The following is an 18,286-nucleotide window of genomic DNA, read 5'->3' on the forward strand; positions in this document are numbered from 1 at the left end:
CGGCACGGTCCTGATCGGCCATGGCCGGGCAGTGGCAATGAGCTGAACGGTGCGTTGTGTTCGCCGCACGATTGGCGCTCGGCACGGCGACCGGCCGCGCGGCACACGGTTCCCGAGGGCACTTCGCAGCGGTTCCGCAGGCACGCGGTTCCGCAGGCGCGCGGCACGCGGTTCCGGGGCGTGCAACCGGAATCACACAGGATCTCTCCTGTCCCAGAACACCCGCCAGTCACACGGGAGTTGATAGAACAGATCATCGACTGCCGTCCCGCCCCCTCCCCCAAGGAGCTCGATGTGACTGTCACCGCCGAAGACATCTACGCCATGGCCCCCTACGCCAGGACTCTCGGCGTACGCTTCACCGCCCTGTCGGCCGAGGGAGTGCACGCCGAACTCGACTTCGTGCCCGAACTGTCGACCGTGGGCGGCGGGTTGCACGGGGGCGCGCTGATGGGCCTGGCCGATGTCGCCTCGGCGGTCTGCGCCGCACTGAACGGCCCCGCGGGCGCCGTTCCCGCCACCACCACCTCCACCACCCATTTCCTGCGCCCCGTGCGCGAGGGAGCCGCGTACGCGAAGGCCCGCGTGCTGCGGGTGGGACGCGACACGGCGGTCGTGGAGTGCGACATCGAGGACGACCAGCGGCGGCTCTGCACCCGGGTCACACAGACGGTCGCCGTGCGGGTGCCGCGCGGCTGACCGGGGACGGGACCCGGATCGGGGTGCCCGTGCCGGAGTGCGGAGTCGGGGGGCGGAGCAGGGCGTCGGCTCACCGTCCCCGGCGAGGACCCCGGCGCAACGGCCGAGGGCCCCGATCGGGTCGTACTCCCCCGATCAGGGCCCCGTCCGCGAGGTGCGTCTCAGCCGTTCGGGCGGAGCGTCCAGATCACGGTCATCTCGCCGGTCACGGCGCCGTCAGCGCGCTGGATGGCGATGGCGACGGGGAACTCGGGGCGCTGACCCGCGTCGAGCTCCGCGACGACGTCGGCGGCGGGCCGCCCGAGCGTCGCGGTGGCCGTGACCGGACCCATCGCGAGCTTCTTGTACGCGATCTCGGCACTGACCGCGAGCGGCACGGCGCGGGAGAGCTGGTCCCCGAAGGCGGCGAGGACGATCGCTCCGCTCGCCGACTCCCCCAGCGTGAACATGGCTCCGGCGTGCGGTCCACCGACATGGTTGTGGAAGTCGCCCTGGTCCGGGAGCGCCACGACGGCCTTCTCCGGAGTGGTCTCCACGAACTCGAGGTTCAGGGTCCGGGCCATCGGCACGGTCGCGGCGAGCATCTCGCCGATCGTCATCTGGTCTGCGCTCATACCGCGATGTTACCCATGGGTAGCAATTCTTGGCCAGCCCTCTCGCCCGGCGCTGAAGTCGATCAACGGTGTCGATCAGCGGTGCGGGCGGGACCGCGCACCGGTACAGGCCTGACGAGACGCGGTGACCGAAACGTTTCACAGGCGCCACTAAGGTGACTGCCCATGTGGCCAGGACAGCAGCAGCCCGGGGGCGAGCAGAACCCGCAGGACGCGAACCCGTACCAGCAGCCGGGGTACCAGCAGCCCAACCCCTATCAGCAGCCGGGGTACCAGCAGACCGGGCACCCGCAGCCGGGGTACCAGCAGCCGGGCCCGTACGGACCGCAGCCGGGGCAGCAGCAGTGGGGTGTCCCGTCGCCCGCGGGCGAGCCCGAGCCGCCGCGCGGGAACGGGAACCGGACGAAGGTGGTCGCGATCGTGGCGGCCACCGCCGTCGTCGTGGCGGCCGGGCTGACCGGCGTTCTCGTTCTCGGCGGCGACAAGGACGACAAGGCCGATGGCGGCGACACGGGCAAGGACAGGAAGCCCTCGACGAGCGCCCCGGCGGACCCGAGCGCGTCGCCCTCCGACGACGACCCGCGTGGCGGTGCGGGCGAGAAGCCGACGGTCGCCGGCTGGAAGGTCGTCGTCAATCCCAAGTGGGGCACGGCGTTCGACGTCCCCGCGGACTGGGAGGTGGCGTCGCCCGGCACCTCGATCGGCTTCGAGAAGGACAACGCCACGGCGGACGACAAGCCGCTCATCATGATGTCGGCGCCCGCCTACTTCAAGTCCAAGTGGTGCTCGTCCGACGACGACAAGGACGGCCGTACGGAGGACACCGCGCTCGGCGCCGCGGGCACCAAGGGCGCGAGCGGTGCGAAGAGCGCCGACGAGGTCGCCGTGAACCAGGTCCCCTGGTGGGTGTTCGGGGGCTACACCCAGCCGGACAAGAAGAGCCTCTCCTTCGACAAGAAGGCCAAGCCGTACACCACGGAATCGGGCGTCACGGGCAGCGTCGCCTGGGCCAGGTCCAAGAACACACCCCAGAAGGGGAAGTGCGCGAGCGACGGCAAGGCGATCACGTTCGGGTTCAAGAACTCCGTGGGTGACTACGTCGCTTGGAACCTCTACGGAGCCACCGGCGTGAAGGACGAGATCCCCGATGCCACCATTCTGAAAATCCTGAGCACCGTACGTCTGCACGGTGATCCGACGGAGTCCTGAGCCGGGATCAATGGGGCAAGTGGCCTGGCGGAGCGGTCGTTTCGGGGACCGCCGTGGCACTCGGGTCACCAGCCCCTCTATCGTTACCGGCCATGTGGCCAGGACAGCAGCCGCCCGGGGGCGAGCAGAATCCGCAGGATCAGAACCCGTACCAGCAGCCGGGGTACCAACAGCCGAATCCGTACCAGCAGCCCGGATACCAGCAGACCGGGTATCCGCAGCCGAGTCCCTACGAACCACAGCCGGGACAGCAGCAGTGGGGAGCCCCGTCGGATCCCCTCGGCGCGCCCCAGGTACCCGGCGGCGGTAGCGGTGGCGGCAACCAGACGAAGATCACCGCGATCGTCGCGGCCTCGGCCGTCGTGATCGCCGCCGCCGTCACCGGATTCCTCGTCCTGGGCGATGGCGGCAAGGAGGACAACGCGGGCGGCGACGCGTCCAAGTCCCCCAAGGCATCGGCCTCGACGTCGCCGAGCGCGAGCGGGAGTGACGACAACCCGCGCGGCGGCGACGAGGAGAAGCCGACGATCGCCGGCTGGAAGGTCGTGGTGAACCCGAAGTGGGGCACCGCCTTCGACGTCCCCGCGGACTGGGAGGTCAAGACTCCCGGCACCTTCATCGGCTTCGAGGACGACAAGAAGGGCGACGGCTCCGTGCTCATCGGCATGTCCGCGCCCGCGTTCCTCAAGGAGAAGTGGTGCTCGTCGGACGACGACAAGGACGGCTACGCGAGCGACACGTCGCTGGCCGCCGCGGGCACCAAGGGCCAGAGCGGCGCCAAGAACACCGACGACGTGGCACGCAATGACGCGGCGTGGTGGGTCTTCGGCGGCTACACCGACCAGAAGACCGCCTCGAAGAAGCTGCTGAAGGTCGGCAAGCCCGAGGCGTACACCACGGCTTCCGGCATCAAGGGCAGCGTCGCGACGACGTACTCCGCGGGCGTCGCGAAGAAGGGCAAGTGCGACTCCGACGGCAAGGCGACCACGTTCGCCTTCAAGAACTCGGTGGGCGACTTCGTGTCCTGGACGTTCTACGGCGCCAAGGGCGTCTCGGAGGAGGTCTCGGACGCGACGGTGAAGAAGATCCTCAGCACCGTACGACTGCACGGCGACCCGACGGACTCCTGAGCCCTGCCCCCGGGCGCACAGGGTTCCGAGCCTCCTGGCCATGGGTTTGGCAAGTCGGGCACCGGGCGGCGATAGTCTCCCGGTGACCTCAGCCGCCGACCTCCCCCGACACTCCCGCCGCCCTTCCTGGGCGGGCCGGAACTACACCCTGCTGACCGCCGCCGCGGTCGTCACCAACCTGGGCAGCCAGGGCGCCCTGATCGCGGCGGCGTTCGCGGTGCTCGACACGGGTGGCGACGGCGGCGACGTCGGCCTGGTGGCCGCGGCGCGGACCCTGCCGCTGGTGTTGTTCCTGTTGATCGGCGGGGCGGTCGCGGACCGGCTGCCGCGGCACCGGGTGATGGTCGCGGCCAACGCACTCAACTGTGTGTCGCAGGCGGCGTTCGCCGTCCTGGTCATCTCCGGTGAGGCACGGCTGTGGCAGATGATGCTGCTGTCCGCGCTCGGCGGCACCGGTCAGGCGTTCTTCAACCCGGCCGCCGAGGGCATGCTGATGTCCTCGGTCCGCGGTGAGCAGGCGAGCCGCGCGTTCGCGATGTTCCGGATGGCGATGCAGGGCGCGGGCCTCGGCGGCGCGGCCCTCGGCGGCGTGCTGGTGGCCGTGATCGGGCCGGGCTGGGTGCTGGCCGTGGACGCGGTGGCGTTCGCGGTCGCCGGGGCGCTGCGTTCGTTCCTCGACGTCGGTCACATACCGCCGCGCGAGCCCGGCGGCGGCCTGTTCGCCGATCTGCGCGACGGCTGGCGCGAGTTCGTCGGGCGGCCCTGGCTGTGGACGATCGTCGCGCAGTTCTCCGTGGTCGTCGCGGTCGTCGGAGCGGCCGACGCGGTCTACGGTCCGCTGGTCGCCCGGGACAGTCTCGGCGGTGCGGGGCCCTGGGGCCTGGCGCTCGGCGCGTTCGGCGCCGGGACCGTCGGCGGCGCGCTGCTCATGACCCGCTGGAAGCCGCGTCGCCTGCTGTTCGCGGGCACCCTGTGCGTCTTCCCGCTCGCGGCGCCCGCCGCCGCCCTCGCGGTCCCCGTGCCGGTGGGGCCGCTGTACGCCGTGATGTTCGTCAGCGGTCTGGCGATCGAGGTGTTCGGCGTGTCCTGGATGACGGCGCAGCACCCCCGCGAACGTAACCTCTTTGTATGGCTGACGACTTGGTACAGCGAGCGCACTGGGGGGACCTCGAAGGGCAGAACTGGGCCGGTCTGGCCCGCCTGTCGACCGAGGAGGCAGAGGGCGAACTCTCTTCTGATGACAGCTTAGAAGGCTCGTCCCGCCCCAGGTTCATGACCGGCAGGGACATCAAGAGCACCGAGGAGCAGGAGAGGGACGGCCGACAGTTCGTCGAGAGCCGAGGCGGACGGTACGTGCACACGTACATGGAGCCGGACACGTCGGCATGGAAGCGCCGGCGCGTACAACTGCCCGACGGCAGCATCGGCTATCGCGTCGTACGGCCCGTGTATGAGGGCGCGTTGGAGGACCTGAAGCAGGGAAAGGCCCCGAACGGTGAGCGCGTTGACGGGTTGATCGTCTACGACATCGACCGTCTGACCCGCGACCCCCGGCACCTCGAAGACGCGATCGAGACCGTGGAGCACTACCACCGCCCGATCATCGACATCACGGGCACCCTGGACCTGTTGACGGACAACGGGCGCGCCATGGCACGTGTGGTCGTCGCCATGGCCAACAAGCAGTCGGCCGACACCGCTCGCCGGGTGCGCCGAAATCACAAGGCACGGCGGGACCGGGGCATCCCCGTAGGCGGGACGCGTCCCTTCGGGTGGCAGGACGACAAACGCACGCTCAACCCGACCGAGGCGAAGCACATACGCGGCGCGGCCAAGCGCCTCATCCTCGGCGCCGAGTGGCACGCAGTCGTTGCCGACTGGAACCGCGAGGGGATCACCACCTCGAAGGGCAACCCGTGGACTTGGATCGGTCTCAGGGACATGATGCGCAATCCACGTCTGTGCGGGTATCGATCACACGTCGTCATCGAGTTCGATGAGGAGTCGGGCCGCGAGATCCGACATCTGAAGATCGCTCACGACGACAAGGGCAAGCCCGTCACGGGACAGTGGACACCGATCCTGGAGGTGTCCGAGTGGGACGCAATCCAAGAGATCATCGGTGACGGCCCGATGCGCGGGGGCGGCCTCAACGCCCGTGTCTATCTGGCCACCGGCACTCTGCGCTGCGGCAAGGAGGACTGCGGTTCCCTGCTGCGCGCGATGAAGGCAGCGCCGAGCCGGGGGAAGCCGGAAGGGTACTTCTATTACGTGTGCCCGGCGAAGACCACAGGCAGGGGATGCGGCGGGGTCAAGATCCCTGGCCCGGAGACGGACGAGCTGATCCGCAAGTTGGTGATCACGAAGTACGAGGAGGAGGCCAGCGAGCGGCAGGCCGTGAAGGTGCCGCAGGAATGGCCGAAGGAAGCCGAGTGGAAGATCATCGGCGAGGACATCGCTGATCTCAGGGTAGCCCGCAGAGCACGGAAGATCAGCGCCGAGCGCTACTACGCCGACCTTGCGGAGTACGAGGCTGAGGAACAACGCCTGAAGAGAGAACGCAACGCGTGGCGCCGTCAGACTCTCGCTGCCGAGGGCGAATCCATCGACATGGCCGAAGAGTGGGATCGAAAGGGAATCACCCTTGCCGAGCGGCGGTCCTACGTCGCCCGAACTCTGACGGCTCTGGTCGTTCAGCCTGTCGGGAGCGGGCGACGAGTACTGCTGCGTGACCGCCTGGTTCCGGTCTACGCCGAGACGTAGCACCAGGAGCGGACGGAGTCCGTCACTTCCTACGGCGATGGTGGCGGGCTCCATCGCGTACGAACACCTCAATGCCCAGAGCAGCGTTCATCCGGCGCCACTGGGCATCAGACCAAGGAGCCGACTTGCGCGCATGCGCCCGAGCCCAAGCCATGTCCTGATCTTCATCCGCTTCACGCTTGCCCGGCACTCAACCACCTCCCTGGACAGCCCGCTCCTCCTGGGCAATCTCGCGGCTCATGGCGATGTCTTCGGCGACGCCAGCAGCCAGCAGTGCAGCCCCGGGGGTGTGGCCAGAGCCGACATAGCGCCAGTTCCGCTCGGTAATCGCGTCAGGCATGTCGACGTGGCTCATGTGGTGCGCCCGTTCGGCGCGGAGTGCCGCGTACGTTGTCGAGTAGGCGCGGGATTTGGTGAGGATGTGGCCGCGGTAGCCGAGGGTGTGGGCCCAGGCCCGGAGGCGGAGCGGCTCGTATTCGGCGATGCCGCCGAGGCGCCAGCAGGTGCGCATGAGCGTGCGGACGTGTTCGCACACGGGTGCCGACTCGACGTCACTGCGGGTGGTGATCGGGTGGTCGGTGCCAGCCCCCGTCTCGCTCGCGCCCTTCGTGACGTACTTGGCGACGTACGCGGCTACGGCGTCGTCGTCCGGGCCAAGCCCGTCAGTCCGTAGAAGCCGGACGTCGATCTGAGCGCCCCAGCGGAGATCGAGTTCGCCGACGGCGGGACTGTGGGGAGTGTGGACCAGGACCCGCCGGGCGGAAGCGCGCACGGCGTCGGTGAGTCGGTCGGCGGTGCCCCAGGCCGGGGGTGCGTCGTCGGGTCCGTTCGGTCCGTCGAGTCGGACGACGGCGTGTACGTGGACGGCCGCTCGTTTCTGGTACTCGGCGACGCGGGCGAACGAGAGTCGGGCGTGATCGGCGAATCGGGACTGTACGAGGCCGGCCGAGGTGGCCAGACGCCTGCGCACGTCGATGACGAACCGGTCCCACAGCTTGGAGGCGTGTGCGTGCCACAGCACGTGGCCTGTGTAGTCGTAGCAGTCGGCGCAAAGGGGTTGGCCGACGAGGGGATCGGCCGTGTCGTGGAAGGCGCCGCAGCCGAGGGGCCGACCGCGCTCGCAGCGTCCGCGGTCGCGACGAGGACGGCAGCGGTCCCCATCACGGTGCACGGGTCCGAAGGACGGCGCGGTGAGGGTGATGAAGAGCCGGGGTCGGTCGCGGACCGTGGTGGGGACGTTCTTGCCGCCGAGGAGGCCGGCGCGGACGAGGTGGTAGGTGTCGCCCGCGTGGAGTCGGGAGCAGGGTGCGCAGACGGTTGAGCGTCGGTTGCGGCAGCGGATGAGGAGCCGTTCACCGGGCTCGTTGCGGGTGTCGTAGTGCTGGATGATCTCGCCGGTCGAACTGTCCAGGGTGGTCGTCGACCCGGACAGGTGCACGGGGTGCGCGCACCCGCCGGTGGCCGTGATCTGGTCGAGCCAGCGGGTGAATTGGGGGTCTTGGGCGATGCGGATGGCGTCTCGGTCTGTTTCGGGGAGCTGACGCAGGCGCGCCGCGCGGTCGAGGGCGGCGCGCCTGTCAGCCGAGGCGAACTCGGGTGTGATGGTGGTGACCTTCCGGGGTGGGCCGCCGAGGCGGCACGGGTGATAGCTGGTGGCGCGCTGTCGGTCATGGGCTTGCTCCTTCGGTGGTCAGGTGGTGGCTCGATGGGTCAGCGGATCGTTCCGGTCCCCCGGCAGACGCGGCAGCGGTGAAGCCGTCCGGTCCAGGTTCTGCGGGCTCCGTCGCCCTTGCAGACGGGGCATCTCACGCGAGGCATGGGCATGGCGTTGCTCCTTCCGGCCGGGCTAGAAGTGGGCGAAGCCGCTCAGGCCCCAGGTCATGAAGCCGTTGATGGTGAGGCTCACGGGGGTCTGGCCGAGGTACATGCCGAACAGGGCGATGCAGACCGCCTCCCAGGCGCGCACATCGCGGGAGCGGACGAGGAGGAAGGTGATGATCCCGAAGACCACCACGAGGGACACGGCCGTACCTGTGCTGATCACTTGTCGTCTCCTTCGAGCGCCGCGAGGGCACGGACGATGGCGGGCAGTGCGGGAGTCAGGGCGCTGTACTTCCTGGAGGTTGCTGCGGCCTCTGCGGTCGAGGTGAGGTGGGAGCGGGCCCGGCTCCAGCCGCCTTCGGGCCCGGAGCAGACGGCGACACCCTGTTCGTTCGCAGTGATGGACTGGGCGACGATCACGGCGTCCTTGTTCAGGTCGCCCAACGTCATCTCTGCCGTGCCGGGATCGTTGACGCGGTGGCAGATCCGGCCGCCGAGCTGCGCCCGCAGAGCGGTGACGCCGGGGCCGAGGTCGGAGCCGACACGTTGACCGGCGACGACCAGGTGCACGCCGAGCGCGGCACCAAGCTGGGCCAGGCGCAGGAGGAGGGTGGAGCACTGCTCGGCTTCCGCCTTGCTCTCGCGCCGCCCGTCGGACAGATACAGCTCCGCGATCTCGTCGACGATCACCACGACCGGCACCGGCCGCAGCTTCTCCGGCAGCTCCCAGATCGAGCGGACACCAGCCGTGCGGCAGACACTCATGCGGTCCTGCATGTCGACGGCGAGCGCGGTGAGTACGGCGACTGCCTCACGGCGGCAGGTGGTCAGGACGCTGAGTCGTTCCGCGAACAGGCCGAGTTCCATGCCGCCCTTGCAGTCGATGCCGACCAGCGCGACGGGCTGCGGGGCGAGCTGGGTGATCAGCCGGGCCAGCAGGGTGGACTTGCCGGAGCGGGTGGCGCCGGCGATGAGCCAGTGCGGGACGAGTCGCAGGTCCATGACCCAGGCGCCGCCGCTCTCCAGTACACCGATCAGGGCGGACAGGAGTGCGGCGGGCGCCGAGGCTAAGCCCGGCCGTGCCAGCGGATCACTTGCCGTTGCGGTCAGCAGCACGAGGCCGCGCTCGGGCGAGGTGACCCGTACCGCGTGCATCTTCCACGCATGCACGAGGGCGTCCGCCGCCTTCATGTAGGTCGCCGGGGTCTGACCCGCGTGCAGCCGGACGGTCGCTGTCAGCCCCATGCGGTTGGCCCGCGGGAACGAGAGGCGAGGAGTGACCGGCCGCAGCGGATCGCCCTTGACGACCAGGTCCCCGAGCAGCCCGCGGGGCGGACGCCTGGAGACGGAAAGGTCGTTGAGCATCGCGACCTTGCGCCAGGTGAACACCACCCGGCACGCGGCAACCGGATACCCGGCGAGGTACCAGTGCCAGGCCGGACGGTGCCGGCGCAGCAGGTCACCGACGACGAGCACCCAGGCCAGCGCGGCCAGCCCGAAGGCGAGTGCGATCGGCCCCATTACGCACCGCCGCCGGTCTTGGCCGGTGTGGGGGTGGCGTGGACGGGGGTGATGGCGTCGGCACGGAAGCTGATGCCGTGCCGGTCGCCCATGGCCCAGGCGAACGCGGTCAGACCGGTGACCTTGAGGATCTGTCCTTCCTCGATGCCCTTCGGCTCACCGGCCACCGCGATCTCAATGACGGAAATCCGCCGTCCGTCCTGCCGCACCGTGACGGCGACGGTGTAGATCGTGTTGCCGTCGCGGTCCTTCTTGACCTCCTGTGTCTCGAAGTTGCTGATCTTCGCTTCGGGGGTGATGGCGCACCGCAGTACGCCCAGTCGTGCCGTGTCCACGGGAATGGACTGCATTGCGTGGCCTCCTTGGCCAGTCGGGACGTCCGACACATTCGGACGTCACTTGTCCTTACGAGTGATGACTATGCGGCTCTGTACGGCGAGGGTGCAACTACTTATGCTGACGAGTGATGTCGCGCGTGCGACGTGCCTACGACCTCACCCGGAGATGCCGAGATGACAGAGATCCAGCGCCCCGGAGCCCTCTACCAGCAGGTGGCCGCCGCGATCCGCGAAGCGATCCTCACCGGCGAGTACGAGCCCGGAGCCTCGCTCCCCTCCGAGGCCCAGCTCATGGAGCGCTACAAGGTCTCGCGTCCCACCGTCCGCAATGCCGTCGCCGCTCTGCGCGCGGAAGGCCTCGTCGACGTCCACCACGGCAAGGGCAGCTTCGTACGCTCCGACAACGGCCCCGCCGCCGCGATCTCCCGCCACATCGGCAGGACGCCGGCCGGGCATTTCAGGCTGTACGGCGTAGCCACGTGGCAGCAGGCCGAGGAACCGCACACCTACCGCACCCACACCACCGAAGCCACGGCCCAGCTGCTGGGACTCCAGACGGAAGAGGCGCTGTTCGGCTGTGACCAGCTGCTCGCCGACCCGGACACCGGAGCGCGCGCGATGCACCGCACCCTGATCCCCTTCGCCACCGCCGAAGCCGTGCCCGATCTCGGCAAGAGGCCGGACGCCGCCCCCGCCGCGATCTACGCCATGCTGACGGCGGCCGGCCACGAGCTGTGGTGGTCGGAGTCGGTACGGGCCCGCATGCCGCTGCCCGACGAGCGCACCACTCTGCGCCTGCCCGACGCGACCCCGGTCCTGCACGTCTCCCGCGTCACCTGCGGCACCGACGACCAGGCCCTGATCCTCGAAGAACTCCGCATCGGAGCAGCCCGCGCCGAACTCACCTACCGGATCGACGCCGATAATTAGCCCGCGTGGCGTGTTCACGGTCGGGAGCCGATGGCGATCGGTCGAATGCGTCTTCACTTCCTCAAGGGCGCGCCTGCGGCGCGCCGGGCAGCCCGGCCGCCCCGGCCGGGCATGCGGCGTGGCCGCCGGTCCCGTCCGGTCGCCCGACTGCCCGCACCGCAGTGAGCCCGAGAAGTTGAGGCGACGAACGGCCGCCGAGGGCAGGAGTCCACGGGGCCGGGGGTCGCCGGCCTCCGAGACTTTAGGCAGCCACCATGGGGCGAGCCTCGAAGAACAGGGGGCCCATCGGACACAACCGCGGGCAGCACCAGTGCATGCCCGATCCGCCTGGCGAGCGTAGGGCCCCCTGTTCACTCGCCCCATGGCAGCTCCCGCCCAAAGTCTCTCCAGCCGACGACGTGCCCAGGTGCACCGCTCACCAGCGGAAACACCCCTCACAGCGCACCGCCGTCACTACGGGCGAGTGCCTCCAGGAGCTGGGCGAGTCGACCCACGGCGTCCGGCATCCCCGCCAACCGCACGACCCCGCGCCCCTCCTCATCGGTCGAGGCGACCGCCCGCACCTCCGACCGCTCCAGCCCGACCCCGAGCATCGCCCGGTTCAGCTGGTCCGTGGACTCACGCGCATCACGCCAGCCCGCCATGTAGTCGACGCCACGCACCCACAGCACGGCCTCAACGTCGGTGATGTCGTCGAGATCGCCGCCGAGCCAGTTCTCATCCGAGCCGGACACCTTCACTCACCTCTACCTAACAGATCGTCAACTCCCTTGATTCCAGGGCCAGAAGCAGACGCAGCACTGCGACCCCGGTACCATCTGGCACCGGGGATCGCAGTGTCCCCAGCCGGATCACCCCAGTTGCTGTCCAGGCGCGGGGGTGATCCGGTCTCGGTATGAGGTTGTGAAGCGCGGCCCCTGAGCGCCGAGCGGGGAACTCAGCGAAATCCTCAGGAGCCACGCCCCGTTCGCCGGAGGAGCTACCTTCCGGCGTCCGACCGTCGAGCGCTCATGAGAGAGCAAGACGCGCAACGACGGCCGGAGATCGTCAAAACAGCGGGCCCCGAGTCGCACCGTCGAGATCGAGGCGGCACCACACGGTCTTGCCGCCTCGGTCCTCCGCGGCCCACCAGACGGCCGCCGCCAAACGCTGAACGATGAGCAGCCCTCGGCCGGTATCCGGTAGGACCGCTTCCGACAGCCCTTCCATCAGGCCCGGCCAGAACGCGTCACCGAGCGGCAGCATCGGTGGTGACGAGTCCTCATCCGTAACCCCGATGAACAGCCACTTCGGCCACACCTTGAAGTGCACGTCCACACGGGTGGAACCGCCAGGACGAGTCAGTGAACGCTCCGGCACGACGTGGTTCACCACGTTCCCGACCAGCTCTGAAACGATCAGCTGAGCGTCGTCCACCACTTCGCCGGCACCCACGCCCCGGAGGAACTCAGCCGTCTGATCACGCGCGACACGTGCCGCGTTGCCGCAGTCGGTGAATAGCGTCAGCGTCAGATAGCGCCCGCCAGTTGAAGGATCCGGCGCGATGAACCAGTGGGCATACGCGTCCAGCTCACTCGCTAAGTGCGCATGTGATCGCGCTCTTCTCGCGTCCATGAACGGGTCCCGTCTCAGGTCACGTCTACCGAGGCCATCCCGGCAGGGTGATGAGGGTGCACCCTTCAACCCACGTGACGCTCCCCCCTCTTGGGGACCCCCCTCATCGGTACACTCGGAGCCAGGACGTGAGTGCAGATCGAGAGAGCCGATCTGACGAAGGGCGTCAGGTCAATCACGATGGGGAAGTGAGATGACCGAGGTAGCTCCGACACCGGCAGCTCTGCCGCCGCACGTGCTCGAACGTGCGGACGTGCGGTCAGCGATCGCCAACCACGACTTCGGCGAAGTCTTCAGACTCGCCAAGATCCACGGCCACATCAGCTACGCCAAGATCTCCGAAGCCGTCGGCTACAAGCGTGAACACATCGGCAAGATGGCCCGCCCCGCGACCGACGGCAAGGGCGTCCGCCCACGGATCACCCAGCACTTCAAGATCCTCGAAGTCGTCGACGGTCTCCGCATCCCCGGCCATCTCGCAGGACTTGCACCCCGCCCATGGGAGTTGGAGCGACCAGCCCCCGCATCCCGAGCCGACGACCCCAGCACCCTGATCGCACAGGGCGGAGCTGGCCTCTGGGACATCGCCGAGATGCTCCGGCGCACCGAGATGTCCAGCATCAACAGCGCAGCCCTGGAATCGATCGAACAGGGCATCAACCAACTCGCCCGCGCATACCCGTACGCCGACGCCGACTCTCTCCACGACCGCACCCGCAACGGTCTCCAGTACGTCACCAAGCAGCTCGAAGGCCGCATGACGCTCCGCCAGCACCGGGAACTACTCGTCGACACCGGATGGCTGTTCCTGCTGAATGCGTGCGTCCAGTACGACCGGGGCCAGCGCGAGGCCGCGAACCTCAGCAAGGCCGCCGCACTCCGCATCGGCCAAGAGGCCGGCCACGGCGAAATCATGGCGTGGGCATGGGAGATTGAGGCGTGGTTCGCCCTCACCCAGAGCCGTTGGCAAGACATGCTCGACGCAGTCGAGGCCGGACACGTCGCCGACCAGACCCATTCCGTCGGAGTACAGCTCTACGCCCACAAGGCACGAGCCGCCGCGCGCATGGGAGACGGCCGCCTGGTCCGAGACTCCCTCGATGCTGGCCGCGCCCGTCTGGACCGACTACCGCGCCCGGACCACCCAGAACACCACTTCATCATCGACCCTGACAAGTGGGACTTCTATGAGATGGACGCCTACCGCCTCCTCGGAGACGACGAACGCGCCGCAGCACACGCCCGCTCAGTGATCCGCATCAGCACAGGCCCCGACGGAACAGAGGTCTCTCCCATGCGTGCTGCGGAGGCCCGCCTCACGCTCGGAGTCGCTGCCGCCCGCACCGGGGACATAGAAGAGGCCATCACCATGGGAACCACCGCACTCGAAACCGACAGGAAGTCTCTTCCCTCTTTACTTCTGGTCGCTGACGAACTGGATAAGGAACTCCGCTTTCGCTACCCGCGAGAATCATCAACACGCGACTTCCATGAGCGCATCATGACCATTAAACACGGCGCCGCAAGGACCGAACTTCCGTTCTGAATGTGCCAGCAAATTATCAACTCGCTGGAGCTACGCCACTACCGGGTTACGCAACTCCTATTAACGTATCCTGCCGAGCTGCCACGCCGAAGTCTTACGAACTTACAGGCACCCCTTCAGGGGTGTACTGAATGGCTACAACGTTAGACGCGCCTAGCCACTCTTCAAGCGTCTGTAGCGCCTGTTTTGAAAGCTCCGTAGTGAAGAGGAGCACCAGATCACCTTTAGCGCGCGAACAAGCGACGTAGAAGAGATTGCGCGCCCGTTCGAATCGCTTAGCCTCCTCATCATCAAGGCCTTCTCGATCGGGAAAATTGGCTAGCATCGCCGGGAAATTATAGCGAGTCCAGCCACCAAAGACGGCCAAAACGCTAGGGTACTCAGCACCTTTAACGCCATGCTGAGTAGAAAACGGCGTCTTTTCTTCCACGTAATGCCTTAGGGCCGACACCTCTCTGTAGCTGACAGCCCTAAGTTTTCCATACTCTTCTACGCGGCGAGACACGGATACCTCTTGCCCGGCTTCACCGTCACTGCAAAGCTGTTCCCACTTCCGTTGACGATCGAGTAGCACCTGAGGCGGTGAGAAATACTTCTGACGCAAAACGATGTCCAGGAGATCGCCGACCGTCCCGGTTGTGCGCGCCCCGTCAATTTCAGCGAAAAGTTCCGACCACCCAACTTTATCGCTGCGCTTCCGCATACGGGGTCGGGTTCGTTTGAGCGCATCGAACATCGGACCGTACTGCCTACTGCGAAAGTAGTCAGAGCAAGGCTCAATGACATCCAGCAGAAAAGCGATGACTTCGTCACGCTTTCTTACATAGTCCTCGTTATACTTGAAAACTTTGTCGACGTTACCGAAGCCCAGCTCTGAGGCAATCGAAGAATGTGTGAGCATTAGAACTTTCGGTTCTTCGTCCCCCTGCCGCCCTCGCATTTCGTCTGCCACCCATCGCAGTGTCCGTTTGAGGACGTCGTCTGGAATCTGGCCTTTCTTTGAACGTGAACCCCTTGAGCCTGCCCAGCCGTTTGTGTGGTACGCCATTACTGAGCCTCTCGCGGCACCAACCACAGGGGCTTGAGGTAGTTCGGGACGCATGTGATTCAGCAGACTCACGACGGCTGCACTAGAACGCCAGTTTGCTTTTTTCTGGATTGGAAGGACGGGCAGGTGATCAATCGATCCGCAGGTCCTGTCGTAAATCTGTTGCCAGTGGTCGCCAAAGAATCCATAGGTTGACTCCGCCGAGGAACCTGAAGTGCTATCTAGCATGGCTTCCGCCAGACCTGCCGGCGTGTCCTGATACTCATCAACGAAGATAATCGGGAACCTGTCGGCGACGAGTGATCGGAACTTCCGGTTAGCGAGTAGGCGAATAGCGAGCACAGGAACGTCATCATGGTGCAGAGTGGCGGTTTCCCCATCGAGACCACGGAATCCCAGATCATAAGCAACCGTGAAACCTTGAAGCGAGGTGCGCCCATCCAATAGAGTTTCCCACCTGGGCAACGTGATGATTTCGCCGAGCAGAGCTTTCCTGAAAGGGGAGATTACCTCCCAGAGGAAACCATGAATCGTCGCGGCGAAAACATGCGGGCTGGCATCCGTGCGCTGAATTATCTCGTTACGAGCAACGTTCGTGTAGGTAATGCAGGCTACACTTTGACCACTGCGCGGCAGGTATTTCGACTTGTCTGCCAAGATATGTTGCAGCGCGTTAATCAGGGATGTTGTCTTTCCCGCCCCGGCGCCAGCTTCCAACTTAAAGTTACTTCGATTGCCCAGCGCCGTGAGGATGCCATTTAGAGCATTCTCACTCTCTTTTTCCGCAGTGAAAGATGCCTCTGCTTTCGCAGTCACTTGACCACCACCTGATTGAAGGATGCTTCGGCCTCCGCAGGGGATTCGTCTATAGCGGCTGACCCCTCTGGCGCTCGATCGAGTAGCCACTCCAGCCCACGCCTGATGTAGCGAGGGATTTCCCAGTTGTCCTCGTCGATTGCGAAAGTTAGAGCGAAATCGCTCTTCTTGTACCTCTTAGCCGACGCCCTGGCTAGCTCCTCGCGCTCCAAAAGAGTGCCTGTCTCATTAAGTCCGAATAGCGCAGGGTTGGCTAGGATGAATGCATCCTCAAACGTTCGACCGCACGGGTCACCTGGCTTCTCAGGGACTTGGTAGGCAAGACCTTTCATTTCACTAATAGGGAGGCTGCTTTCTGCAGTTTTTAGCAGATCAGCCGGCGACATTTCATCCCGAGAGAACCATTTCTTGATGCCCTCGTTCGTTGTTGTTGTACCCTCCTGAACGCAACACGCTTCAAGGTACTTAGGGTCAGGCTTTACCGAATCCAAGTCGGTGATTACTAGGGTTTGCAGCCCAAGAAAATCAAGGAATGGATAGAAAATGTGAGCGTGGGCACCTCCTACTTCCATGATGCTAACGTACTGACTTGAGAGACTTCTGCCATTACTTCCTGCGGGTTCATCAAACTTGGCTATGGCGGCCGGGATGAAGATACGCTCAGTTACGCCTTCGATGAGAATTGCTTTGTCGGCGAAGAAAAGGTCGGCCCTGGTTAGTGTCAAGTACTTATGCAGAAACTCCTTGTCGATTCCTGGAGCCTCAGCAAGATTTAGCACTAGTGAACTTGTCGCTTCTCCGGAATCGACATTCTCACATAGACGAAAATACCTGATGGCGGAGAAGCCCGCTCTGTTAGCGATATGAGCCGAGTGAGTAGTCACCAAGAACTGTGCATTCCAGTGCTGCGCGGAACCATCTGTGCTGGGAAACTTCCTTTTGAAAGTTTCCAACTGCTGGATAAAAGTCTCTTGCATCTGTGGATGAAGGTGGGCTTCTGGCTCCTCGATGAATACTAGATGCGCGCACGCGTCAGTTCCCCGAGCGGAGTATTCTCGATAGTAGCTAAATAGCGTTAGCAAGATCAGCAAGAGATTTCGGCTACCCAGTCCGCTGTACGACTCCGGCAGTTCAACGCCAGAAGTCCCTGGATACTTGATGCTAGTGAAATTCGATAGAAGCCGCTTGGAGTCGAGCGTGGTTCTTGTGGAAAAATTGCGATTACCTAGGCCGGGATATCCGAACTCCAAGACGGTAGGCGCCATTTGGCTGTACATATCTTGCAGATGGTCATTCAGGCTCTCTACAATTCCCTCCAGTGCGCTTTCTGTATCAGTCGCAAAATTCTTAAGGATCGATCCGTCGTCCGCCTTGGCGGCCACCATAAAAAGAGATTCAAGGACTTTGCCGATCTGGTCCTTAGGTCGCTCCTTCTCGTCGTCAAGACCTCGTTGCGCTTTTACAAAGTCAACCTTCACTGCTCGCGCAACTTCCGCAACTGTCACGGCTCGGAAGTTAGTCGCGTCCGTAGGATCAACGGCGATAGCTGAGCGCTCATAAAGGTGAGGGATCCGCGGGCCGATGAGGCTTATTAGGAGAGACTCCTCCCAATCCTCCCCGAGGGAGCCGGGGCAATCCCTGAAGAAGTCTTTCATGGTGCCAGGCTTCAATGCATAGCGAATGCTTACAATAGCCTCATTGCAGCCCGGATCGAGATCGATAATCAATGGCCCAAGAGGGCCATATTCGCTACGGCTGTAGCTAATGTGCATTGTGACTGAAATCTCTGGAATGACTTTACGTGCGGCCTCCTCGTCGCCGCCAGAAAATGCGCGGTACGCCTCCGCGAACTCGACGTACGAGTCCGCCGAGAAGTCCTCCAAGGATAGGTTGACGTCAGCTGTTCGGAGAAACCTGCTTAGAACCTCGGCAAGAGATGTTTTTCCGGTGTTATTTCGACCAACGCAGACGGTGACATCCTCGTTGAGCGAGACGGTTACGTCCCTCAAGAGGCGGAAATTCTTGACTTCGACCTTTGTGACCGATGGCGGGAGTGCCGGGCGTGTATTTTTCGGCTGATTGGATTGTGCTGGAATGCTCACGCTCACGGCCCCTCCTGACAAGACGAACTGCCGAGCTAGTCATGAACTGCTACTGATGCATCTCATGGCTACTGAGGACGCTGGGGACTGTTAGGCCCTGCGTTCCTGTTGAGGCAGTTTGTCACGCTAGGTGAG

The 18,286-nt window shown here is 65.2% G+C and carries 16 protein-coding genes; 7 read left to right on the top strand and 9 right to left on the bottom strand.

Annotated elements, in window-relative coordinates; genetic code table 11:
- Positions 1-294: 294 nt before the first annotated feature.
- Entirely contained in the window at positions 295-699 is a 405-nt protein-coding gene (locus tag ABZX90_RS37245; RefSeq protein ID WP_351133860.1) for a PaaI family thioesterase, read from the top strand.
- Positions 700-860: 161 nt separating this feature from the next.
- Here ABZX90_RS37245 and ABZX90_RS37250 read toward each other — a convergent pair whose 3' ends face one another.
- The gene (locus tag ABZX90_RS37250) at positions 861-1,313 is read right to left on the bottom strand and encodes a DUF4442 domain-containing protein (protein WP_351133858.1); all 453 of its coding nucleotides are present in this window, start codon (positions 1,311-1,313) and stop codon (positions 861-863) included.
- A gap of 165 nt (positions 1,314-1,478) precedes the next feature.
- Between ABZX90_RS37250 and ABZX90_RS37255 the strand changes: the two genes are divergently transcribed.
- The 4 genes from ABZX90_RS37255 (at position 1,479) to ABZX90_RS37270 (ending at position 6,415) form a co-directional block, all read left to right on the top strand.
- Positions 1,479-2,522, top strand: coding sequence for a hypothetical protein (locus ABZX90_RS37255; RefSeq protein ID WP_355212610.1), 1,044 nt, complete (start codon positions 1,479-1,481; stop codon positions 2,520-2,522).
- A gap of 92 nt (positions 2,523-2,614) precedes the next feature.
- Positions 2,615-3,652 (top strand): hypothetical protein, encoded by a 1,038-nt coding sequence (locus ABZX90_RS37260; RefSeq protein ID WP_351133853.1) that lies wholly within the window; start codon positions 2,615-2,617, stop codon positions 3,650-3,652.
- Positions 3,653-3,692: 40 nt separating this feature from the next.
- Complete coding sequence (locus ABZX90_RS37265; RefSeq protein WP_355212613.1) at positions 3,693-4,901, top strand: MFS transporter; 1,209 nt, start codon at positions 3,693-3,695, stop codon at positions 4,899-4,901.
- A complete protein-coding gene (locus tag ABZX90_RS37270) occupies positions 4,793-6,415 on the top strand; it encodes a recombinase family protein (RefSeq protein WP_355212708.1) in 1,623 nt (540 codons plus the stop codon). Before ABZX90_RS37265 ends, ABZX90_RS37270 begins: the two co-directional genes overlap by 109 nt.
- A 190-nt stretch (positions 6,416-6,605) precedes the next feature.
- On the opposite strand, the gene ABZX90_RS37275 is transcribed toward ABZX90_RS37270, so the two are convergent.
- The 4 genes from ABZX90_RS37275 to ABZX90_RS37290 form a co-directional block, all read right to left on the bottom strand.
- Positions 6,606-7,961 (bottom strand): replication initiator, encoded by a 1,356-nt coding sequence (locus ABZX90_RS37275; RefSeq protein ID WP_355212711.1) that lies wholly within the window; start codon positions 7,959-7,961, stop codon positions 6,606-6,608.
- A gap of 300 nt (positions 7,962-8,261) precedes the next feature.
- Positions 8,262-8,459: a hypothetical protein gene (locus tag ABZX90_RS37280; protein WP_355212615.1), complete on the bottom strand. Its 198-nt coding sequence runs from the start codon at positions 8,457-8,459 to the stop codon at positions 8,262-8,264.
- A complete protein-coding gene (locus ABZX90_RS37285) occupies positions 8,456-9,757 on the bottom strand; it encodes an FtsK/SpoIIIE domain-containing protein (protein WP_355212618.1) in 1,302 nt (433 codons plus the stop codon). Before ABZX90_RS37285 ends, ABZX90_RS37280 begins: the two co-directional genes overlap by 4 nt.
- Positions 9,757-10,107, bottom strand: a complete 351-nt coding sequence (locus tag ABZX90_RS37290) for a hypothetical protein (RefSeq protein ID WP_355212621.1) — start codon at positions 10,105-10,107, stop codon at positions 9,757-9,759. Before ABZX90_RS37290 ends, ABZX90_RS37285 begins: the two co-directional genes overlap by 1 nt.
- Positions 10,108-10,269: 162 nt before the next feature.
- Here ABZX90_RS37290 and ABZX90_RS37295 point away from each other — a divergent pair, with 162 nt between their 5' ends.
- Positions 10,270-11,025 (top strand): GntR family transcriptional regulator, encoded by a 756-nt coding sequence (locus ABZX90_RS37295; RefSeq protein WP_355212624.1) that lies wholly within the window; start codon positions 10,270-10,272, stop codon positions 11,023-11,025.
- 434 nt (positions 11,026-11,459) lie between these two features.
- On the opposite strand, the gene ABZX90_RS37300 is transcribed toward ABZX90_RS37295, so the two are convergent.
- Both ABZX90_RS37300 and ABZX90_RS37305 read right to left on the bottom strand, forming a co-directional pair.
- Positions 11,460-11,759 carry a hypothetical protein gene (locus tag ABZX90_RS37300; RefSeq protein ID WP_355212627.1) on the bottom strand — a complete coding sequence of 100 codons (300 nt, stop codon included), beginning with the start codon at positions 11,757-11,759 and terminating at the stop codon, positions 11,460-11,462.
- A gap of 313 nt (positions 11,760-12,072) precedes the next feature.
- Positions 12,073-12,639 carry an ATP-binding protein gene (locus ABZX90_RS37305; RefSeq protein WP_355212630.1) on the bottom strand — a complete coding sequence of 189 codons (567 nt, stop codon included), beginning with the start codon at positions 12,637-12,639 and terminating at the stop codon, positions 12,073-12,075.
- Positions 12,640-12,874: 235 nt separating this feature from the next.
- Here ABZX90_RS37305 and ABZX90_RS37310 point away from each other — a divergent pair, with 235 nt between their 5' ends.
- Entirely contained in the window at positions 12,875-14,185 is a 1,311-nt protein-coding gene (locus ABZX90_RS37310) for a tetratricopeptide repeat protein (protein ID WP_355212633.1), read from the top strand.
- Between the two features lie 94 nt (positions 14,186-14,279).
- On the opposite strand, the gene ABZX90_RS37315 is transcribed toward ABZX90_RS37310, so the two are convergent.
- Positions 14,280-16,049: a UvrD-helicase domain-containing protein gene (locus tag ABZX90_RS37315; RefSeq protein ID WP_355212636.1), complete on the bottom strand. Its 1,770-nt coding sequence runs from the start codon at positions 16,047-16,049 to the stop codon at positions 14,280-14,282.
- Positions 16,046-18,157 (bottom strand): AAA family ATPase, encoded by a 2,112-nt coding sequence (locus ABZX90_RS37320; RefSeq protein ID WP_355212639.1) that lies wholly within the window; start codon positions 18,155-18,157, stop codon positions 16,046-16,048. The genes ABZX90_RS37315 and ABZX90_RS37320 overlap by 4 nt, the downstream gene beginning before the upstream one ends.
- Positions 18,158-18,286 lie beyond the last annotated feature (129 nt).

This window comes from Streptomyces sp. NPDC002935 (assembly GCF_040611295.1).
Taxonomy (GTDB): Bacteria; Actinomycetota; Actinomycetes; order Streptomycetales; family Streptomycetaceae; genus Streptomyces.

What these genes read in the sequence shown, in the direction of transcription:
- ABZX90_RS37250 (WP_351133858.1), bottom strand. Translation starts at nt 1,313, where the DNA reads ATGAGCGCAGACCAGATGACGATCGGCGAGATGCTCGCCGCGACCGTG.
- ABZX90_RS37255 (WP_355212610.1), top strand. Translation starts at nt 1,479, where the DNA reads ATGTGGCCAGGACAGCAGCAGCCCGGGGGCGAGCAGAACCCGCAGGAC.
- ABZX90_RS37260 (WP_351133853.1), top strand. Translation starts at nt 2,615, where the DNA reads ATGTGGCCAGGACAGCAGCCGCCCGGGGGCGAGCAGAATCCGCAGGAT.
- ABZX90_RS37265 (WP_355212613.1), top strand. Translation starts at nt 3,693, where the DNA reads ATGGGTTTGGCAAGTCGGGCACCGGGCGGCGATAGTCTCCCGGTGACC.
- ABZX90_RS37285 (WP_355212618.1), bottom strand. Translation starts at nt 9,757, where the DNA reads ATGGGGCCGATCGCACTCGCCTTCGGGCTGGCCGCGCTGGCCTGGGTG.
- ABZX90_RS37290 (WP_355212621.1), bottom strand. Translation starts at nt 10,107, where the DNA reads ATGCAGTCCATTCCCGTGGACACGGCACGACTGGGCGTACTGCGGTGC.
- ABZX90_RS37295 (WP_355212624.1), top strand. Translation starts at nt 10,270, where the DNA reads ATGACAGAGATCCAGCGCCCCGGAGCCCTCTACCAGCAGGTGGCCGCC.
- ABZX90_RS37305 (WP_355212630.1), bottom strand. Translation starts at nt 12,639, where the DNA reads ATGGACGCGAGAAGAGCGCGATCACATGCGCACTTAGCGAGTGAGCTG.